General features: G+C 71.0%; 16 protein-coding genes and 1 pseudogene. 11 read left to right on the top strand and 6 right to left on the bottom strand.

The features are described from left to right. Positions 1–12 precede the first annotated feature (12 nt). Together ACFW6P_RS25600 and ACFW6P_RS25595 are read right to left on the bottom strand one after the other, a co-directional pair. A complete protein-coding gene (locus tag ACFW6P_RS25600; protein WP_386358345.1) occupies positions 13–1374 on the bottom strand; it encodes an aspartate aminotransferase family protein in 1362 nt (453 codons plus the stop codon). A 19-nt stretch (positions 1375–1393) separates the two neighbouring features. Next, entirely contained in the window at positions 1394–1933 is a 540-nt protein-coding gene (locus tag ACFW6P_RS25595) for an Lrp/AsnC family transcriptional regulator (protein WP_386358346.1), read from the bottom strand. A 164-nt stretch (positions 1934–2097) separates the two neighbouring features. Here ACFW6P_RS25595 and ACFW6P_RS25590 point away from each other — a divergent pair, with 164 nt between their 5' ends. Both ACFW6P_RS25590 and ACFW6P_RS25585 read left to right on the top strand, forming a co-directional pair. Then, positions 2098–3537 carry a gamma-aminobutyraldehyde dehydrogenase gene (locus ACFW6P_RS25590; protein ID WP_386358347.1) on the top strand — a complete coding sequence of 480 codons (1440 nt, stop codon included), beginning with the start codon at positions 2098–2100 and terminating at the stop codon, positions 3535–3537. A 105-nt stretch (positions 3538–3642) separates the two neighbouring features. Further along, positions 3643–4179, top strand: a complete 537-nt coding sequence (locus tag ACFW6P_RS25585; protein WP_386358348.1) for a hypothetical protein — start codon at positions 3643–3645, stop codon at positions 4177–4179. A gap of 106 nt (positions 4180–4285) precedes the next feature. Here ACFW6P_RS25585 and ACFW6P_RS25580 read toward each other — a convergent pair whose 3' ends face one another. Beyond that, complete coding sequence (locus ACFW6P_RS25580) at positions 4286–5023, bottom strand: glycerophosphodiester phosphodiesterase (RefSeq protein ID WP_386424919.1); 738 nt, start codon at positions 5021–5023, stop codon at positions 4286–4288. 5 nt (positions 5024–5028) lie between these two features. Further along, positions 5029–6090, bottom strand: coding sequence for an adenosine deaminase (locus tag ACFW6P_RS25575; RefSeq protein ID WP_386424917.1), 1062 nt, complete (start codon positions 6088–6090; stop codon positions 5029–5031). 238 nt (positions 6091–6328) lie between these two features. Between ACFW6P_RS25575 and ACFW6P_RS25570 the strand changes: the two genes are divergently transcribed. Both ACFW6P_RS25570 and ACFW6P_RS25565 read left to right on the top strand, forming a co-directional pair. Beyond that, positions 6329–6967 (top strand): DUF4190 domain-containing protein, encoded by a 639-nt coding sequence (locus ACFW6P_RS25570; RefSeq protein WP_386358352.1) that lies wholly within the window; start codon positions 6329–6331, stop codon positions 6965–6967. Positions 6968–7036: 69 nt separating this feature from the next. Next, complete coding sequence (locus ACFW6P_RS25565; RefSeq protein WP_386424914.1) at positions 7037–7504, top strand: DUF4190 domain-containing protein; 468 nt, start codon at positions 7037–7039, stop codon at positions 7502–7504. Between the two features lie 71 nt (positions 7505–7575). Here the strand turns inward: ACFW6P_RS25565 and ACFW6P_RS25560 are convergent, their stop codons facing one another. After that, positions 7576–8151, bottom strand: a complete 576-nt coding sequence (locus ACFW6P_RS25560) for an NADAR family protein (RefSeq protein WP_386358356.1) — start codon at positions 8149–8151, stop codon at positions 7576–7578. A 200-nt stretch (positions 8152–8351) separates the two neighbouring features. On the opposite strand from ACFW6P_RS25560, the gene ACFW6P_RS25555 reads away from it, so the two are divergent. The 7 genes and pseudogenes from ACFW6P_RS25555 (at position 8352) to ACFW6P_RS25525 (ending at position 16118) form a co-directional block, all read left to right on the top strand. After that, complete coding sequence (locus ACFW6P_RS25555; RefSeq protein WP_386358358.1) at positions 8352–9887, top strand: gamma-aminobutyraldehyde dehydrogenase; 1536 nt, start codon at positions 8352–8354, stop codon at positions 9885–9887. A gap of 55 nt (positions 9888–9942) precedes the next feature. Next, positions 9943–11190 (top strand): spermidine/putrescine ABC transporter substrate-binding protein, encoded by a 1248-nt coding sequence (locus ACFW6P_RS25550; RefSeq protein ID WP_386358360.1) that lies wholly within the window; start codon positions 9943–9945, stop codon positions 11188–11190. A 5-nt stretch (positions 11191–11195) separates the two neighbouring features. Next, positions 11196–12341, top strand: a complete 1146-nt coding sequence (locus ACFW6P_RS25545; RefSeq protein ID WP_386358372.1) for an ABC transporter ATP-binding protein — start codon at positions 11196–11198, stop codon at positions 12339–12341. Beyond that, positions 12341–13270, top strand: coding sequence for an ABC transporter permease (locus ACFW6P_RS25540; RefSeq protein WP_386358362.1), 930 nt, complete (start codon positions 12341–12343; stop codon positions 13268–13270). The genes ACFW6P_RS25545 and ACFW6P_RS25540 overlap by 1 nt, the downstream gene beginning before the upstream one ends. Continuing rightward, positions 13271–14071, top strand: a complete 801-nt coding sequence (locus ACFW6P_RS25535; RefSeq protein WP_386358364.1) for an ABC transporter permease — start codon at positions 13271–13273, stop codon at positions 14069–14071. 18 nt (positions 14072–14089) lie between these two features. Continuing rightward, complete coding sequence (locus tag ACFW6P_RS25530; protein WP_386358366.1) at positions 14090–15508, top strand: NAD(P)/FAD-dependent oxidoreductase; 1419 nt, start codon at positions 14090–14092, stop codon at positions 15506–15508. 148 nt (positions 15509–15656) lie between these two features. Beyond that, a pseudogene (locus ACFW6P_RS25525) lies at positions 15657–16118 on the top strand (hypothetical protein). Between the two features lie 32 nt (positions 16119–16150). On the opposite strand, the gene ACFW6P_RS25520 reads toward ACFW6P_RS25525, so the two are convergent. Continuing rightward, positions 16151–16810: a phosphatase PAP2 family protein gene (locus ACFW6P_RS25520; protein ID WP_386359737.1), complete on the bottom strand. Its 660-nt coding sequence runs from the start codon at positions 16808–16810 to the stop codon at positions 16151–16153. Between the last annotated feature and the right edge of the window lie 57 nt (positions 16811–16867).

The raw sequence follows: 16867 nt of genomic DNA, 5'->3' as shown, positions 1-16867 counted from the left end.
CGGAGCGACGGCTCAGAGCTTGGTCCACGCCTCCTCGAGGGTGACGCGCAGGATCTGCTCGATCTCGTCGAACGTCGACTGGTCCGAGATCAGCGGCGGGGCGAGCTGGACGACCGGGTCGCCGCGGTCGTCCGCACGGCAGTACAGGCCGTTCTCGTAGAGCTTCTTGGAGAGGAAGCCGTACAGCACGCGCTCGGTCTCGTCCTCGTTGAAGGACTCCTTGGTGGCCTTGTCCTTGACGAGCTCGATGCCGTAGAAGAACCCGTTGCCGCGGACGTCGCCGACGATCGGCAGGTCGTGGAGCTTCTCCAGGGTGGCGCGGAAGTTGCCCTCGTTGTCCAGGACGTGCTGGTTGAGCTTCTCGCGCTCGAACAGGTCGAGGTTGGCCAGGCCCACGGCCGCGGAGACCGGGTGGCCGCCGAAGGTGTACCCGTGCAGGAAGGTGTTGTCGCCCTTGTAGAACGGCTCGGCCAAGCGGTCGGAGACGATGCAGGCGCCGATCGGGGAGTAGCCCGAGGTCATGCCCTTGGCGCAGGTGATCATGTCCGGGACGTAGTCGAACTTGTCGCAGGCGAAGACCGTGCCGAGGCGGCCGAAGGCGCAGATGACCTCGTCCGAGACGAGCAGCACGTCGTGCCGGTCGCAGATCTCGCGGACCCGCTGGAAGTAGCCGGGCGGGGGCGGGAAGCAGCCGCCCGCGTTCTGCACCGGCTCCAGGAAGACCGCGGCGACCGTGTCCGGGCCCTCGAAGAGGATCTGCTGCTCGATCTGGTCGGCGGCCCAGCGGCCGAAGGCCTCGGGGTCGTCGCCGAACAGCGCAGCGCGGTAGATGTTGGTGTTGGGGACCTTGTGCGCGCCCGGGACCAGTGGCTCGAAGGGAGCCTTCAGGGCCGGCAGGCCGGTGATGGACAGGGCGCCCTGCGGGGTGCCGTGGTAGGCCACCGCGCGGGATATGACCTTGTGCTTGGTGGGCTTGCCGACCAGCTTGAAGTACTGCTTGGCGAGCTTCCAGGCGGTCTCGACGGCCTCGCCGCCGCCGGTGGTGAAGAAGACCTTGTTCAGGTCGCCCGGGGCGTGGTGGGCGAGGCGCTCGGCCAGCTCCACTGCCTTGGGGTGGGCGTAGGACCACACGGGGAAGAACGCCAGCTCCTGCGCCTGCTTGAAGGCGGTCTCGGCCAGCTCCGTGCGGCCGTGGCCGGCCTGCACCACGAACAGGCCCGCGAGACCGTCGAGGTAGCGCTTGCCCTGGTCGTCGTAGATGTACGTGCCCTCGCCCCGGACGATGGTGGGGACGGGGGCCTTCTCGTACGACGACATGCGCGTGAAGTGCATCCACAGGTGGTCGTACGCGGACTGGGAGAGGTCCTTGCTCACGGCTATCGGGTCCTCACGGTTATCGGGTTCCCCACATGTAGGTCTGCTTCTTGAGCTTGAGGTAGACGAAGCTCTCGGTGGAGCGCACTCCGGGAACGGCCCGCATGCGCTTGTTGATGACCTCCAGGAGGTGGTCGTCGTCCTCGCAGACGATCTCCACCATCAGGTCGAAGGAGCCGGCGGTCATCACCACGTACTCGCACTCGGACATGGCCGTCAGCGCGTCGGCGACCGACTCCACGTCGCCCTCGACGTTGACGCCGACCATCGCCTGCCTGCGGAAGCCCACGGTGAGCGGGTCCGTGACGGCGACGATCTGCATCACGCCCTGGTCGAGCAGCTTCTGGACGCGCTGGCGCACGGCCGCCTCCGACAGACCCACGGCCTTGCCGATGGCGGCGTACGGCCGGCGGCCGTCCTCCTGCAGCTGCTCGATGATGGCGAGGGAGACGGCGTCCAGCTGCGGCGAGCTGCCGTTCCTGGACTCACGGGAGGACTCGCGGTGCTCCCGCGAGCCGTTCTGGTCTGCGCTTCGACTGGCCACGGGGTCACTGTGCACGAGGTCTCGACACTTCCGCAAGCCGCAATCGATGAAATCCGTTGTTTGCATGTCCTGAGGCTGCGGATTCCGCACGATCGAAGGGAGTGGGGGTGTTGAAAACGTGGGTGGGCCGACTAGGGTGGTGTCTCAAGTACTGGACATCCCCAACTGGAGGGCCGGCAGTGAGCACCGAGCTGCGTCGTCTGCGCAATTACATCGGCGGTGAGTTCCGGGACGCCGCCGACGGACGGACCACCGAGGTGGTCAACCCCGCGACGGGCGAGGCGTACGCGACCGCTCCGCTGTCCGGGCAGGCGGACGTGGACGCCGCCATGGCGGCGGCCGCCGAGGCCTTTCCCGGCTGGCGCGACACCACGCCCGCCGAGCGCCAGAAGGCCCTGCTGAAGATCGCGGACGCCTTCGAGGAGCGCGCCGAGGAGCTGATCGCGGCCGAGGTGGAGAACACGGGCAAGCCCGTCGGGCTGACCCGCTCCGAGGAGATCCCGCCGATGGTCGACCAGATCCGCTTCTTCGCGGGCGCGGCGCGGATGCTGGAGGGCCGTTCGGCCGGTGAGTACATGGAGGGCCTGACCTCCATCGTGCGCCGCGAGCCGGTCGGCGTCTGCGCGCAGGTGGCGCCCTGGAACTACCCGATGATGATGGCCGTGTGGAAGTTCGCCCCGGCGCTCGCGGCGGGCAACACGGTCGTGCTGAAGCCGTCCGACACCACCCCGGCCTCCACGGTCCTGATCGCCGAGATCATCGGCTCGATCGTCCCCAGGGGCGTCTTCAACGTCATCTGCGGCGACCGCGAGACCGGCCGCATGATGGTCGAGCACCCCGTCCCGGCGATGGCCTCCATCACCGGCTCGGTGCGCGCCGGCATCCAGGTCGCCGAGTCCGCCTCCAAGGACGTCAAGCGCGTCCACCTGGAGCTGGGCGGCAAGGCGCCGGTCGTGGTCTTCGAGGACACCGACATCGCCAAGGCCGTCGAGGACATCTCGGTCGCGGGCTACTTCAACGCCGGCCAGGACTGCACGGCCGCCACGCGCGTGCTCGTCCACGAGTCCATCCACGACGAGTTCGTCTCCGCGCTGGCGAAGGCGGCCTCCGAGACCAGGACCGGGCAGCCGGACGACGAGGACGTGCTCTACGGGCCGCTGAACAACCCCAACCAGCTCAGGCAGGTCGAGGGCTTCATCGAGCGGCTGCCGGCGCACGCCCGCGTGGAGGCCGGCGGCAAGCGGGTCGGCGACAAGGGCTACTTCTACGCGCCGACCGTCGTCTCGGGCCTGAAGCAGGACGACGAGATCATCCAGCACGAGGTCTTCGGCCCGGTCATCACCGTGCAGTCCTTCCGCGACGAGGACCAGGCGGTCGAGTGGGCCAACGGCGTCGAGTACGCCCTCGCCTCCTCCGTGTGGACCAAGGACCACGGCCGCGCCATGCGGATGTCGAAGAAGCTGGACTTCGGCTGCGTGTGGATCAACACCCACATCCCGCTGGTCGCCGAGATGCCGCACGGCGGCTTCAAGAAGTCCGGCTACGGCAAGGACCTGTCGGCCTACGGCTTCGACGACTACACGCGGATCAAGCACGTGATGACGTCGCTGGACGCGTGACCCCTCGCACTGCCGAGCGGCCCCGGACGGTTCCCCGCCGTCCGGGGCCGCTCGTGCGTCCCGAGGTGGGAGCCCGCTTGTGAACATGTTCAACTCGGGCGTGGAGTGCGCCTCAGGAGCGACAGAGCCGCTCTGCTGAAGGGCGTCCGTGCGTGGCTGGTCTTCTTCGTGGTGTGTCTGGTGCTCAGCGGCGCCGCCGCCTGCCCCCTGGTCCACGAACTGCGGTGGGCCGAGGGCCTGTTGCGGGCGCTGTCCGTGGGTGATTACCTGCCCGGTCTGACGGAGTGGATCAGGAGGGTGCGCGAGGGGCTCGACCGGGCGGACGCCGACCACCCCTTCCTCCCGTACGGCACCGACTGGCTGGTCTTCGCGCACCTGGTGATCGCGGTCGCCTTCTACGGGCCCTACCGCGACCCGGTCCGCAACATCTGGGTCGTCGGGTTCGGGGTGATCGCCTGCGTCGGCGTCATCCCGCTCGCCCTGATCTGCGGACCGATCCGCGGCGTCCCCTTCTGGTGGCCGGTGATCGACATGGCGTCCGGTGTGTTCGGGGTGATCCCGCTGTACGTCGTGCGACAGCGGACCAAGCGGCTGGAGGCGCCGACCGCGCCGGTGGCCGCCGTCCCGGTGCCAGACGTCTGAACCGGGAACCGTGGTCCGCCACGTCGGCGAGACCGGGCGGCCTGGCACAATCCCGACCGCCGCGTACGCGGCACCGGCACGGACGGCGAGACGGTGCCGCGGCACCTCACCCGCGCGGCCCGGGCCAGTCAGGCGACGGTGCCATGGCGCTCGCGCGCGCGGCGCGCAGCACGTCGACGCGGTTGGTCGTGATGGAGTCCACGCCCGCGGCCAGCAGCCTGCGCATGGAGCGGCGGGTGTCGGGTGTCCAGACGGACAGCAGGCAGCCGTCGCGGTGGACCCGGTCGGCGAGCGGCCGGTCCACCAGGGAGAACCGGTAGTTGAGCCAGCGCGGGCGGATCGCCTCCAGCAGCGCGGGCCGCGGCGGGGCGAGCGTCGTCCAGGTGAGGGCGATCTCGGCCGCCGGGTCCGCGGCGCGCACGGCGAGCATGGCGCCGGCGCCCGCGCAGTAGTACGCACGGTCGGCCGCCCCGGACTCCCGTACGACGTCCACGACCCGGCGCACCGCCCGCACGTCGGGCGAGCCCGGCAGGTCGACCATCACCCGGTGCCCGCCGGTCGCGGCCAGCGCCTCGGCCAGGGTGGGCACCCCGCCGCCGGTCAGCCCGCGCACCTCCTCGCAGGACAGCGCGAGCACCGGCCGCTCCAGCTCCCAGAGCCGCTTCAGCGTCGCGTCGTGCAGCAGCACGGGCACGCCGTCGCGGGTCAGCCGAACGTCGATCTCCACCGCGTCCGCGCCCCGCGCGAGGGCGGAACGCAGGGAGGCGACGGTGTTCTCCCGATACCGGTAGGGGTCGCCCCGGTGGGCCACGGCGGTCACCGTCCGCGCGGGCCGCTCCGCCATGGACGTCACCGGTCGAGCCACCCCGCGGTGTAGGCGTCGATCTCGTCCGTGATCCGGGCCCGGCCCGCCGTGTCCAGGAAGGACGCCTCGACGGCGTTCTTCGCCAGCTCGGCCAGGCCGCGTTCGTCGAGGTCGAGGAGCCGGGCGGCGACGGCGTACTCGTTCTCCAGGTCGGTGCCGAACATCGGCGGGTCGTCGGAGTTGACGGTCACCATGACCCCGGCCTCCACGAACTGCCTGATCGGGTGCTCGTCGAGGGTGCGCACCGCGCGGGTGGCTATGTTCGAGGTGGGGCACACCTCCAGCGGGATCCGCCGCTCGGCGAGGTGCGCCAGCAGCTTCGGGTCCTGCGCGGCGCTGGTGCCGTGCCCGATGCGCTCGGCCCCCAGATGCGTCAGGGCGTCCCACACCGTCTCCGGGCCGGTGGTCTCCCCGGCGTGCGGGACGGAGCGCAGTCCGGCCGCGATCGCGCGGTCGAAGTAGGGCTTGAACTGCGGGCGCGGCACGCCGACCTCGGGCCCGCCCAGCCCGAAGGACACCAGCCCCTCCGGACGCAGCCGGTCGTCGGTGGCGAGCCGGGCCGTCTCCTCGGCCGCCTCCAGGCCCGCCTCGCCGGGGATGTCGAAGCACCAGCGCAGCACGGTCCCGAACTCGGTCTCGGCCGCCGTGCGGGCGTCCTCGATCGCGTCCATGAAGGCCCGCTCGTCGATGCCGCGCCGGGTGGAGGAGAACGGCGTGATGGTCAGCTCCGCGTACCGCACCTGCTGGCGGGCCAGGTCCCGGGCCACCTCGTAGGTGAGCAGCCGGACGTCCTCCGGGGTGCGGATGAGGTCGACGACCGACAGGTACACCTCGATGAAGTGCGCGAAGTCGGTGAAGGTGAAGTACTCGGTCAGCGCCTCGGGGTCGGTCGGCACCTTGGAGTCCGGGTGCCGGGCGGCCAGTTCGGACACGATCCGGGGGGAGGCGGAGCCCACGTGGTGCACGTGGAGTTCGGCCTTGGGCAGGCCGGCGACGAACGCCTTCAGGTCGCGAGGGGCATGGGGGTCGACGAGATGCTCGGTCAAGGGTTCCTCCCCGGACGGCGCCCCGGACGGCGCGGGGCCGGCGGGCGCGGGTGATCGGCTGATCGGTCACTCGGATTCATCGTATGCGGTGGCCGTCGCGTGCCTTCGGGGGTACGGGACCGCACCGCGACGCGGGACGGCCGCGGGAGTCCGGCCGACCCCCGGTGCCCCCGCCCTGTGGCCCCGGCCGCCCCGCCCCTTAGCATGGCGGCACGACCGATCCAGGGGGGATGCACCGATGACGGACCCGACGCAGCCGGACGCCGGCGGCGGCCACGACCCGTGGGCGCCTCCGGGGAGCAAGCCCTCGCTCGACGAGAACCCGGCCCCGCGTCCGCCGTCCGTGCACGACCAGGCCACCGTCACCTCCATGCCCGGCCTGGGCTTCACGCCGCCCGCCGGCACGCCCTCCTACGACGGCACCGGCCCGGGTCAGGCGGTCCCGCCCCCGCCGGTCGCCCCCACGGGCCCGGCGACGACGGGCGGCTACGGCTACCCCGGCTACCCGCAGACGGGCTACGGCTGGCCCGGGATGCCCCCGGCCCCGCAGAACGGCCTGGGCATCGCCGCCATGGTGCTCGGCATCGTCTCCTGCACCCTGTTCTGCATGTACGGCGTGGTCTCGCTGGTCACCGGCATCCTCGCCGTCGTCTTCGGCATCAAGGGCCGCAAGCGCGCCGAGGCCGGCATCGCCACCAACCACGGTCAGGCGCAGGCGGGTCTGATCATGGGGATCATCGGGATCATCCTCGGCATCGTGGTGATCGTGCTGATCGCCGTCGGCATCACGGCCGCGATCAACAACGACGACAGCTACGACGAGGACCCGTACTACGGAGCCCGGGCTCCCGTGGCCACCGTGCCCCTCCACCGCTGAAACACCCGTACACCGTGGGGGAGTCGGCCACTACGATTCCCTGGTCTGACCAACGGAGGGGAGTTCGTCATGTCCAACACCAATCCCGCGCCCGGTGGCTTCGGCCCGCCGTCCCAGCCGCCGCAGCAGCCGGCCCCCGGCCACGGCTTCCCGCAGCAGAGCGGCCCGGGGTACGGCTACTCCCAGGGCGGCCCCGGCTACCCGGCGTCGCCGCCGGTCAGCTACCCGCAGCCCCCGGGCTACGGGATGCCCCCGGCGCAGCCGAGCAACGGCATGGGCACCACGGGTCTGGTGCTGGGCATCATCGGCGTGGTCTGCAGCGTGACCTTCCTGCTGTGGTTCTTCGGCGTGATCCTCGGCATCCTCGCGATCATCTTCGGCGCCATCGGCCGGGGCAAGGCCACCCGTGGTGAGGCCACGAACAAGGGCGCGGCGACCGCCGGCCTGGTCTGCGGCATCATCGCCACCGTGATCCTGCCGCTGCTGGGGTTCCTGCTGTTCGCCGGCATCATGGGCGGGCTCGGCGCGGCCGCCTGAACGGATGTCCGTGAGGGCCGGTCCCTGAACGGACGTTCCCCGAGGGGGCCGGTCCCGCACCGGCCCTTCACTCATGCCCCGGCAGCCCGCAGCCGCTCCCGGGCCTCCATCAGCGCGAAGCCCAGCAGGTTCGGACCGCGCCACCGCTCGGGATCTCCGGCCGCCTCGTCGTCCGCGGCCAGTCCGATGCCCCAGATCCGGTCCACCGGGCTGGCCTCCACCAGCACCCGGTCGCCCGTGCTCAGCAGATACTCCCGCAGCCGGGGATGCGCGGCGAACTTGTGGACGCTGCCCTCGACGACGATCCGGAAGCGCTCCCGCCGCCACGTCGTCTCGTCGAAGCCGCGCACCAGCCGCCCCGCCTTCTTCGCCCCGGCGGGATCCCCGGCGGCGAGCACGGACCGCTCCGCCGCCGCGTCCTCGAAGAGCCGGGCCTTGGCCGCCATCATCCAGTGCTCGGCCGTCGCGTACTCCACGCCGTCCACCGAGAACGGCGCCGGCCACCACTGGCTCAGGCAGCTCGCCCCGATCCGGCCGTCCGGCAGCGGCCGATGCCCCCAGAACCGCAGATACCTGATCCTCGCGCCCGCGTGAACGGCCCTGATCAGGGCTTCCCGCGAGCCGATCGCCCCCGTGATCTCCACCATGCACGCAAGTCTGGCACGCACCACTGACACAGCGTCCCGCCTTTTCGCGGGGGACTCGACACCTGGTCGACAGATTCCGTCGCGTAACCAAAACTAAACAACGGAATCCCTTGTTGGCCTGCCGTCCCTCTGCCAGGATCGGCACTCAATTCGAGCCTGAGCCACGCCGGGACCCTCATGGGGACACGGAGGAGAGCGACATGCACCATCCGGGCACTGCCACCCCGGACCGATTCCCGGCCGAGGAGCGCTTCGCGGCGGGCGCGCAGTTCATCGCGGGCCGCCCGGCCGAGGGCACCTCCGGCCGGACGCACGCGGTCCTCGACCCGGCGTCGCGCGAGGAGGTCCTCACCTACGAGCTGGCGGGCACGGCCGACGTCGACCGGGCCGTCGCCGCCGCCCGCGCGGCCTTCCCCGAGTGGGCGGGGGCCACCCCCGGCGAGCGGTCCGACGCCCTGCACCGGTTCGCAGCGGTCCTCGCCGAGCGGGCCGAGGACTTCGCCCGCGCCGAGTCCCTGCAGTGCGGCAAGCCGCTGAAGCTGACCCGCGAGTTCGACGTCCCCGGGACGATCGACAACACCGCCTTCTTCGCCGGTGCCGCCCGCCACCTCCAGGGCCAGTCCGCCGGTGAGTACTCCGGCGACCACACCTCCTACGTCCGGCGCGAGCCCATCGGTGTGGTCGGCTCCGTCGCGCCCTGGAACTATCCCCTCCAGATGGCCGCCTGGAAGATCCTCCCGGCGATCGCGGCGGGCAACACCATCGTGCTGAAGCCCGCCGAGCTCACCCCGCTGACCTCGCTGCTCTTCGCCCAGGCGGCCACGGACGCGGGGATCCCGGACGGTGTGGTCAACATCGTCACCGGCACCGGCAAGGAGGCCGGGGAGCACCTCGTCGGCCACCCCGACGTGGCCATGGCCTCCTTCACCGGCTCCACCGCCGTCGGCAGGCGGGTCGCCGAGATCGCCACCGCCACCGTCAAGCGCCTGCACCTCGAGCTCGGCGGCAAGGCGCCCTTCGTGGTCTTCGACGACGCCGACCCGGAGGCCGCCGCCCAGGGCGCCGTCGCGGGCGCGCTCATCAACACCGGGCAGGACTGCACGGCCGCCACGCGCGCGTACGTGCAGCGACCGCTGTACGAGGCGTTCGTCGCGCGGACCGCGGCGCTCATGGAGACCGTCCGGCTCGGCGACCCCTTCGCCGCCGGAACCGACCTCGGGCCCCTGATCTCGCACGCCCAGCGCGACCGGGTCGCCGGCTTCGTCGACCGGGCGCGTGCCTACGCGCGCGTGGTCACCGGCGGTGAGGCACCCGGCGGCGAGCTCGCCAAGGGCGCCTACTACCGTCCCACCCTGATCGCCGGCGCCGCCCAGGACAGCGAGATCGTCCAGTCGGAGATCTTCGGCCCGGTCCTGGTCGTACTACCCTTCGACACCGACGACGAGGGCATCGCCCTCGCCAACGACACTCCCTACGGCCTCGCCGCCTCCGCCTGGAGCCGGGACGTGTACCGGGCGAACCGGGCGACCCGCGAGATCAAGGCCGGCTGCGTGTGGGTCAACGACCACATCCCGATCATCAGCGAGATGCCGCACGGCGGCTACAAGTCCTCCGGCTACGGCAAGGACATGTCCGCGTACTCCTTCGAGGAGTACACCCAGATCAAGCACGTCATGTTCGACAACACCGCGGTGGCCGCGAAGGACTGGCACCGCACCGTCTTCGGGGATCGATAGCCGTATCAGGCCGCCCGACCCGCGGCCGCCCACCCTCCGAAAGGGCACCACGCGCATGGAGCAGTACGAGCCCGACCGCCTGTCCGCGGCCCAAGTGGCCGCCATGCGGCGCAGTCTCACCAACGGCAGGGCCGCCCTCACCCGGCGGTCCCTGCTACGCGCCTCCGCGGGCGGCGCACTGGCGGTCGGCGGACTGGCGACGCTGAGCGCCTGCGGCATCCCGGCGGCCGGTCAGTCGCAGGGCGGCGTCTCGGCGCAGGACCACTCGGCCGAGGAGAAGACCGTGAACTTCTCCAACTGGACCGAGTACATGGATGTCGACGACAGCGGAAAACGGCACCCCACGCTCGAGGAGTTCCGCAAGCGCACCGGCATCAAGGTCAAGTACACCGAGGACATCAACGACAACAACGAGTTCTTCGGCAAGATCAAGCCGCAGCTCGCCGCGGGCCAGGACACCGGACGCGACCTGATCGTCCTCACCGACTGGCTGGCCGGCCGCCTCATCCGCCTGGGCTGGGCGCAGAAGCTCGACCCGAGCAACCTGCCGCACGCCTACGCCAACCTGTCGGCCCAGTTCCGCAGCCCCGACTGGGACCCGGGCCGCGCCTACTCGTACGTCTGGCAGGGCATCTCCACGGTCATCGCGTACAACAAGAAGGCCCTCGACGGCGTCGAGGTGAGGTCGCTCTCCGACCTGCTCGACAATCCCAAGCTCAAGGGACGTGTCGGCTTCCTGTCGGAGATGCGCGACAGCGTCGGCATGACGCTGCTCGACATGGGCAGGGACCCGGCGAACTTCACCGCCGACGACTACGACGCCGCCATCGCCCGGCTGCAGAAGGCCGTCGACAAGGGCCAGATCCGCCGCTTCACCGGCAACGACTACACCTCGGACCTGACCAGCGGCGACTTCGCCGCCTGCGTCGCCTGGGCCGGTGACGTCGTCCAGCTCAAGGCGGACAGCCCCGACATCGACTTCCTCATCCCGGACAGCGGCTACATGACGTCCACCGACAACCTGCTCGTCCCCAACAAGGCCCGGCACAAGACGAACGCCGAGCGGCTCATCGACTTCTACTACCAGCCGAAGCCCGCCGCCGAGCTGGCCGCGTACATCAACTACGTGTGCCCCGTCGACGGGGTGAAGGCCGAACTGGCGAAGATCGACGAGGACGCGGCGGACAACCCGCTGATCATCCCCGACAAGGCCATGGCGGCCAAGTCGCACGCCTTCCGCTCGCTGAGCTCGAAGGAAGAGACCGAGTTCGAAGAGAAGTTCGCGAAGCTGACGGGGGCGTGACCACCATGACGAACACCACCGGCCCCGGCGGCGACGTCCGTCTCACGGGCATAGCCAAGACCTACGGCTCCTTCACCGCCGTCCACCCGCTCGACCTGACCGTCCCGCAGGGTTCCTTCTTCGCCCTGCTCGGCGCCTCCGGCTGCGGCAAGACCACCACCCTGCGCATGATCGCCGGCCTGGAGGAACCGTCCGCCGGCACCGTCTTCCTCGGCGACCAGGACGTCACCGCGCTCCCGCCGTACAAGCGGCCGGTGAACACGGTCTTCCAGTCCTACGCCCTCTTCCCGCACCTCGACATCTTCGAGAACGTCGCCTTCGGCCTGCGCCGGCGCGGCCTGAAGTCGGTGAAGAAGCAGGTCGAGGAGATGCTGGAACTGGTCCAGCTCGGCGAGCAGGCCCGCAAGAAGCCGCACCAGCTCTCCGGCGGCCAGCAGCAGCGCGTCGCCGTGGCCCGCGCGCTGATCAACCACCCCAAGGTGCTGCTGCTCGACGAGCCCCTCGGCGCCCTCGACCTCAAGCTGCGCCGGCAGATGCAGCTGGAGCTCAAGCGCATCCAGACCGAGGTCGGCATCACCTTCATCCACGTCACGCACGACCAGGAGGAGGCCATGACCATGGCCGACGCGGTCGCCGTGATGAACGCCGGCCGCGTCGAGCAGCTCGGCTCCCCGGCCGAGCTCTACGAGAACCCGCGCACCACGTTCGTCGCGAACTTCCTCGGCACGTCCAACTTCATCGAGGCCGAGGTCGACTCCGCGAGCGGCGGCGAGATCGTGCTGAAGGCGGGCGGCGGCAAGCTCATCCTGCCCGAGGCGCGCTGCTCCGCACCCGCGGTGAACGGCGGCAAGGTGCTGGTCGGCGTCCGCCCGGAGAAGATCTCCCTCACCCACGCCGACGACGCCGGCGGCATCCCGGAGGGCCGCAACCGCATCACCGGCAGGATCTCCGACTCCAGCTTCATCGGCGTCTCCACGCAGTACGTCGTCGACAGCCCGGTCTGCACGGACTTCGAGGTCTACGCCCAGAACATCGACCGCGACCCCCGCCTGGTGCCGGGCACCGAGGTCGTCCTGCACTGGAGACCGGCCCACACCTTCGGCCTGGACGCCGCCCAGGACGCCGACGCCGGAGTGGAAGAGGCGGCCTGATGTCGACACTCACCGAGGCGCCACCGCCCCTCGCCCCACAGGCACCGCGGACGAAACCCCCGAGGCGCCGGGGCCGCTGGACGCCGTACTGGCTGCTGCTGCCGGGCATCCTCTGGCTGCTCGTCTTCTTCGCGCTGCCGATGGTCTACCAGGCCTCCACCTCCGTGCAGACGGGCTCCCTGGAGGAGGGCTACAAGGTCACCTGGCACTTCGCCACGTACTGGGAGGCGCTGTCGGAGTACTGGCCGCAGTTCGTCCGCTCGGTGCTCTACGCCGGCACCGCGACGATCCTGTGCCTGCTGCTGGGCTACCCGCTCGCCTACCTGATCGCCTTCCGGGCGGGCCGCTGGCGGAACCTGATCATGATCCTGGTGATCGCTCCGTTCTTCACCAGCTTCCTGATCCGCACCCTGGCCTGGAAGACGATCCTCGCGGACGGCGGCCCGGTCGTCGGCGCCCTCAACACGCTGCACGTCCTGGACGTGACCAGCTGGCTGGGCCTGACCGCCGGCGACCGCGTGCTGGCCACCCCGCTGGCGATCATCTGCGGTCTGACGTACAACTTCCTGCCGTTCATGATCCTGCCGCTCTACACCTCGCTGGAGCGCATCGACGGCCGGCTCCACGAGGCGGCCGGGGACCTGTACGCGCGGCCCTCGACGACCTTCCGCAAGGTCACCTTCCCGCTGTCGATGCCCGGCGTCGTCTCCGGCACACTGCTGACCTTCATCCCGGCGGCCGGTGACTACGTCAACGCCGACCTGCTCGGCTCGACCGACACCCGGATGGTCGGCAACGTGATCCAGACGCAGTTCCTCAGAGTGCTCGACTACCCGACGGCGGCGGCGCTGTCCTTCATCCTCATGGCGGCCATCCTCCTCATGGTCACCTTCTACATCCGCAGGTCCGGGACGGAGGATCTGGTCTAAATGCCCTTCGTCAACTGGCTCAAGAGGCATCTCGTCGTCATCGCGGGACTGCTGACCCTCGCCTATCTGCTCCTGCCGAACGTCATCGTCACGGTGTTCTCCTTCAACAAGCCGAAGGGGCGCTTCAACTACGAGTGGCAGCAGTTCTCGCTGGACGCCTGGAAGGACCCGTGCGGGGTCTCCGGGCTGTGCGGCTCGCTCTCCGTCAGCCTGCAGATCGCCGTCTGGGCCACCCTCGGCGCCACCCTCCTCGGCACCCTGATCGCCTTCGCGCTGGTCCGCTACCGCTTCCGCGCCCGCGGCGCCGTGAACTCGCTGATCTTCCTGCCGATGGCGATGCCCGAGGTCGTGATGGCCGCCTCGCTGCTCACCCTGTTCCTCAACATGGGCGCCCAGCTGGGCTTCTGGACGATCCTCATCGCGCACATCATGTTCTGCCTGAGTTTCGTCGTCACGGCCGTCAAGGCGCGCGTGATGTCGATGGACCCGAAACTGGAGGAAGCGGCCCGGGACCTCTACGCGGGCCCGTTCCAGACCTTCGTCCGGGTCACCCTGCCCATCGCGGCGCCCGGCATCGCCGCGGGCGCGCTGCTGGCCTTCGCGCTCTCCTTCGACGACTTCATCATCACGAACTTCAACGCGGGCTCGACCGTCACGTTCCCGATGTTCGTCTGGGGCTCGGCACAGCGCGGCACGCCCGTCCAGATCAACGTCATCGGAACGGCCATGTTCGTCATCGCCGTGCTGCTCGTGCTCGTGTCCATGGCGGTCGGGAACCGCCGCAACAGACAACAGGCCTGACCGTAGGGAGTTGACATCATGGCCCCGAGCGCCATGAACCGGTGGACCCGTTCGCTCTCCGACGCCCAGCCCGTCCCGTACTGGCTGGACGACCCCGGGCGGCCCCGCCCCGAACCCGCCCTCACCACCTCCGAGACCTGCGACCTGCTGGTCGTCGGCGGAGGCTACAGCGGCCTGTGGACGGCACTGAACGCCAAGGAGCGCGACCCCGGACGGGACGTGGTGCTCGTGGAGGGCCGCGAGGTGGGCTGGGCCGCCTCCGGCCGCAACGGCGGATTCTGCGCCGCCTCCCTCACCCACGGCCTGCCCAACGGCCTCACCCGCTGGCCGGACGAGATCCACACGCTCCAGGAGCTGGGCGCCCGCAACCTCGACGCCATCGAGGCGGCGGTCGCCCGGCACTCCATCGACTGCGACTTCGAACGCACCGGCGAGATCGACGTCGCCACCGAGCCCTACCAGGCGCGTGAACTGCGCGACTGGTACGAGGAGACCTCCCGGCGGGGCCTGGCCGACGGCGTCGAGTACCTGGACGCCGACGCCGTACGGGAGCAGGTGGACTCACCCACCTTCCGCGCGGGCCTGTGGGACCGCACCGGCGTCGCCATGCTGCACCCGGCGAAGCTCGCCTGGGGCCTGAAGCAGGCGTGCCTGCGGCTGGGCGTCCGCGTCCACGAGCACACCCCCGCGCTCGACCTGAAGCCCTACGGCCCGGGCATGGCCGTGCGCACGCCCTACGGCCGGATCCGCGCCCGCCGCGTCGCCCTCGGCACGAACGTCTTCCCGAACCTGGTCCGGCGGGTCCGCCCGTACACCGTCCCGGTCTACGACTACGCCCTGATGACCGAGCCGCTCAGCGCCGGGCAGCTGGAGTCGATCGGCTGGAAGAACCGCCAGGGCATCGGCGACAGCGCCAACCAGTTCCACTACTTCCGCCTGTCCGCCGACAATCGGATCCTGTGGGGCGGCTACGACGCGGTCTACCCCTACGGCGGCCGCGTCCGCGCCGAGTACGACGACCGGCCCGAGACCTACGCCAAGCTCGCCGGGCACTTCTTCACCTGCTTCCCGCAGCTGGAGGGCGTCCGCTTCACCCACGCCTGGGGCGGAGCCATCGACACCTGCTCCCGCTTCTCGGCGTTCTTCGGCACCGCCCACCAGGGCAGGGTGGCCTACGCGGCCGGTTACACCGGGCTCGGCGTCGGCGCCACCCGGTTCGGCGCCGACGTGATGCTGGACCTGCTGTCCGGTGAGCGCACCGAGCGGACCGGGCTGGAGATGGTCCGCCGCAAGCCGCTGCCGTTCCCGCCCGAGCCCTTCGCCTGGACGGGCATCGCCCTCACCAAGTGGTCCCTGGCCCGGGCCGACGCCCAGGACGGGCGGCGCAACCTCTGGTTGCGCACCATGGACCGGCTGGGGCTGGGCTTCGACAGCTGACGCGGTGGTGGACCGGCGGGGTGTGAGCCGGTTCACTCCGACGAGATGCCGCAACCCGCGCAATGACCCCGCACCGGCCCTCACTCCCTCGTGACGTCCTCGCACCCGCGAGACCGGGGCTTCACGAGAGGGACAGGAGGTCTTCCTGATGACACGGGCGATGACGGCGGTGGAGTGGCTCTCCTCCGTCGCACCCGATCCCGGGTCCTGCCGCCGGGAGTGGGAGCGCGACCCGATCGGGGTGGCGCTCCTGCCGGCGGGGAGCGCCCGGGACGTGCTCGTCCTGCCCGGCGGACTCGGCGACGCCACGCTGGACGTGCTCAGCCGCGTCCCCGACCGGCCGGGTCCGGTGCTCGTCGACTTCGGGGACGCCCGCATGGGGTGCTTCGTCCCGCCGGTCACCGCGGCCCGCTGGCTCGGCGCCGGCATCCGCACCGCGGGCGCCGGCACCTGGATCGTCGTGCCGTACCCGGACCGCTCCTCGCCCGGCGGTGTCCGCTGGCTGGTCCCCCCCCGGACGGCTCGGGCCTGCTGACGGACCCGGCCCTGCTGGAAACCGGCGATGCACGAGGCGGCGGCTGCGCCGGCCACGGAGCAGCGTGACCGATGACCTGGGCGTGCTGTCCAGGGACGGCACACCACCTAGCGCGACGGCTCCGCCCGCGCGCGTCGCCGGAGGAACAGCCACAGCGCCGTGAGCAGCACCGCCCCCAGGCACCAGCCGGCCACGACGTCCAGCGGCCAGTGGTAGCCGCGCCGGACCAGGCCGTAGCTCACCCCGAGGACGAGGGTGGCGCAGACGGCGAGCAGCACACCGCGGGCGAGTGCCGTGCGGAGCCAGGGCAGCATCAGCACGGTCGCGGAGCCGTAGGCGAGGGCGGCCGTGGCGGTGTGCCCGGAAGGGTAGTAGCCGGTCGCGGGCGGCACGGCCGGAGGACCCGGACGGTCCGTGAGCTCCTTGAGCGGGACGACGAGCGCCGGGACCAGGACCATCACCAGGGCCGCGGCGGCGACCGGCAGCCACCAGCGCACCGCACCGGCCCGGCGGGCCCGCAGGGCGACGTACCCGAGCGCGACGGCGAGCACCGGCACCGCGACCCCGACGTTGCCCAGGTCGGCCAGCAGTTCGGAGCAGCGGTCCGGGTTCACGAGGAGGCGGCCGGCGCGCTCGTCGAGCCGGACGAGAGGGCCGTCCGCGACGACCTGCCAGGTGATCAGGCCGAAGACGAGCGCCGGCAGGACGAGCAGGAGGACGACCGGGCCCATGAGCGCGGGACGTTCCCGGTTCGCGGAGATCGGCACGGGGCACAGCTTGGCACGAGCACACACCCGCCCTCACGGAGGGGCACGATGTCGGTG

Origin of the sequence: Streptomyces sp. NPDC058741, from assembly GCF_042746715.1 — a bacterium.
Classification (GTDB): domain Bacteria; phylum Actinomycetota; class Actinomycetes; order Streptomycetales; family Streptomycetaceae; genus Streptomyces.
This window is presented reverse-complemented; position numbering and strand designations above follow the sequence as displayed.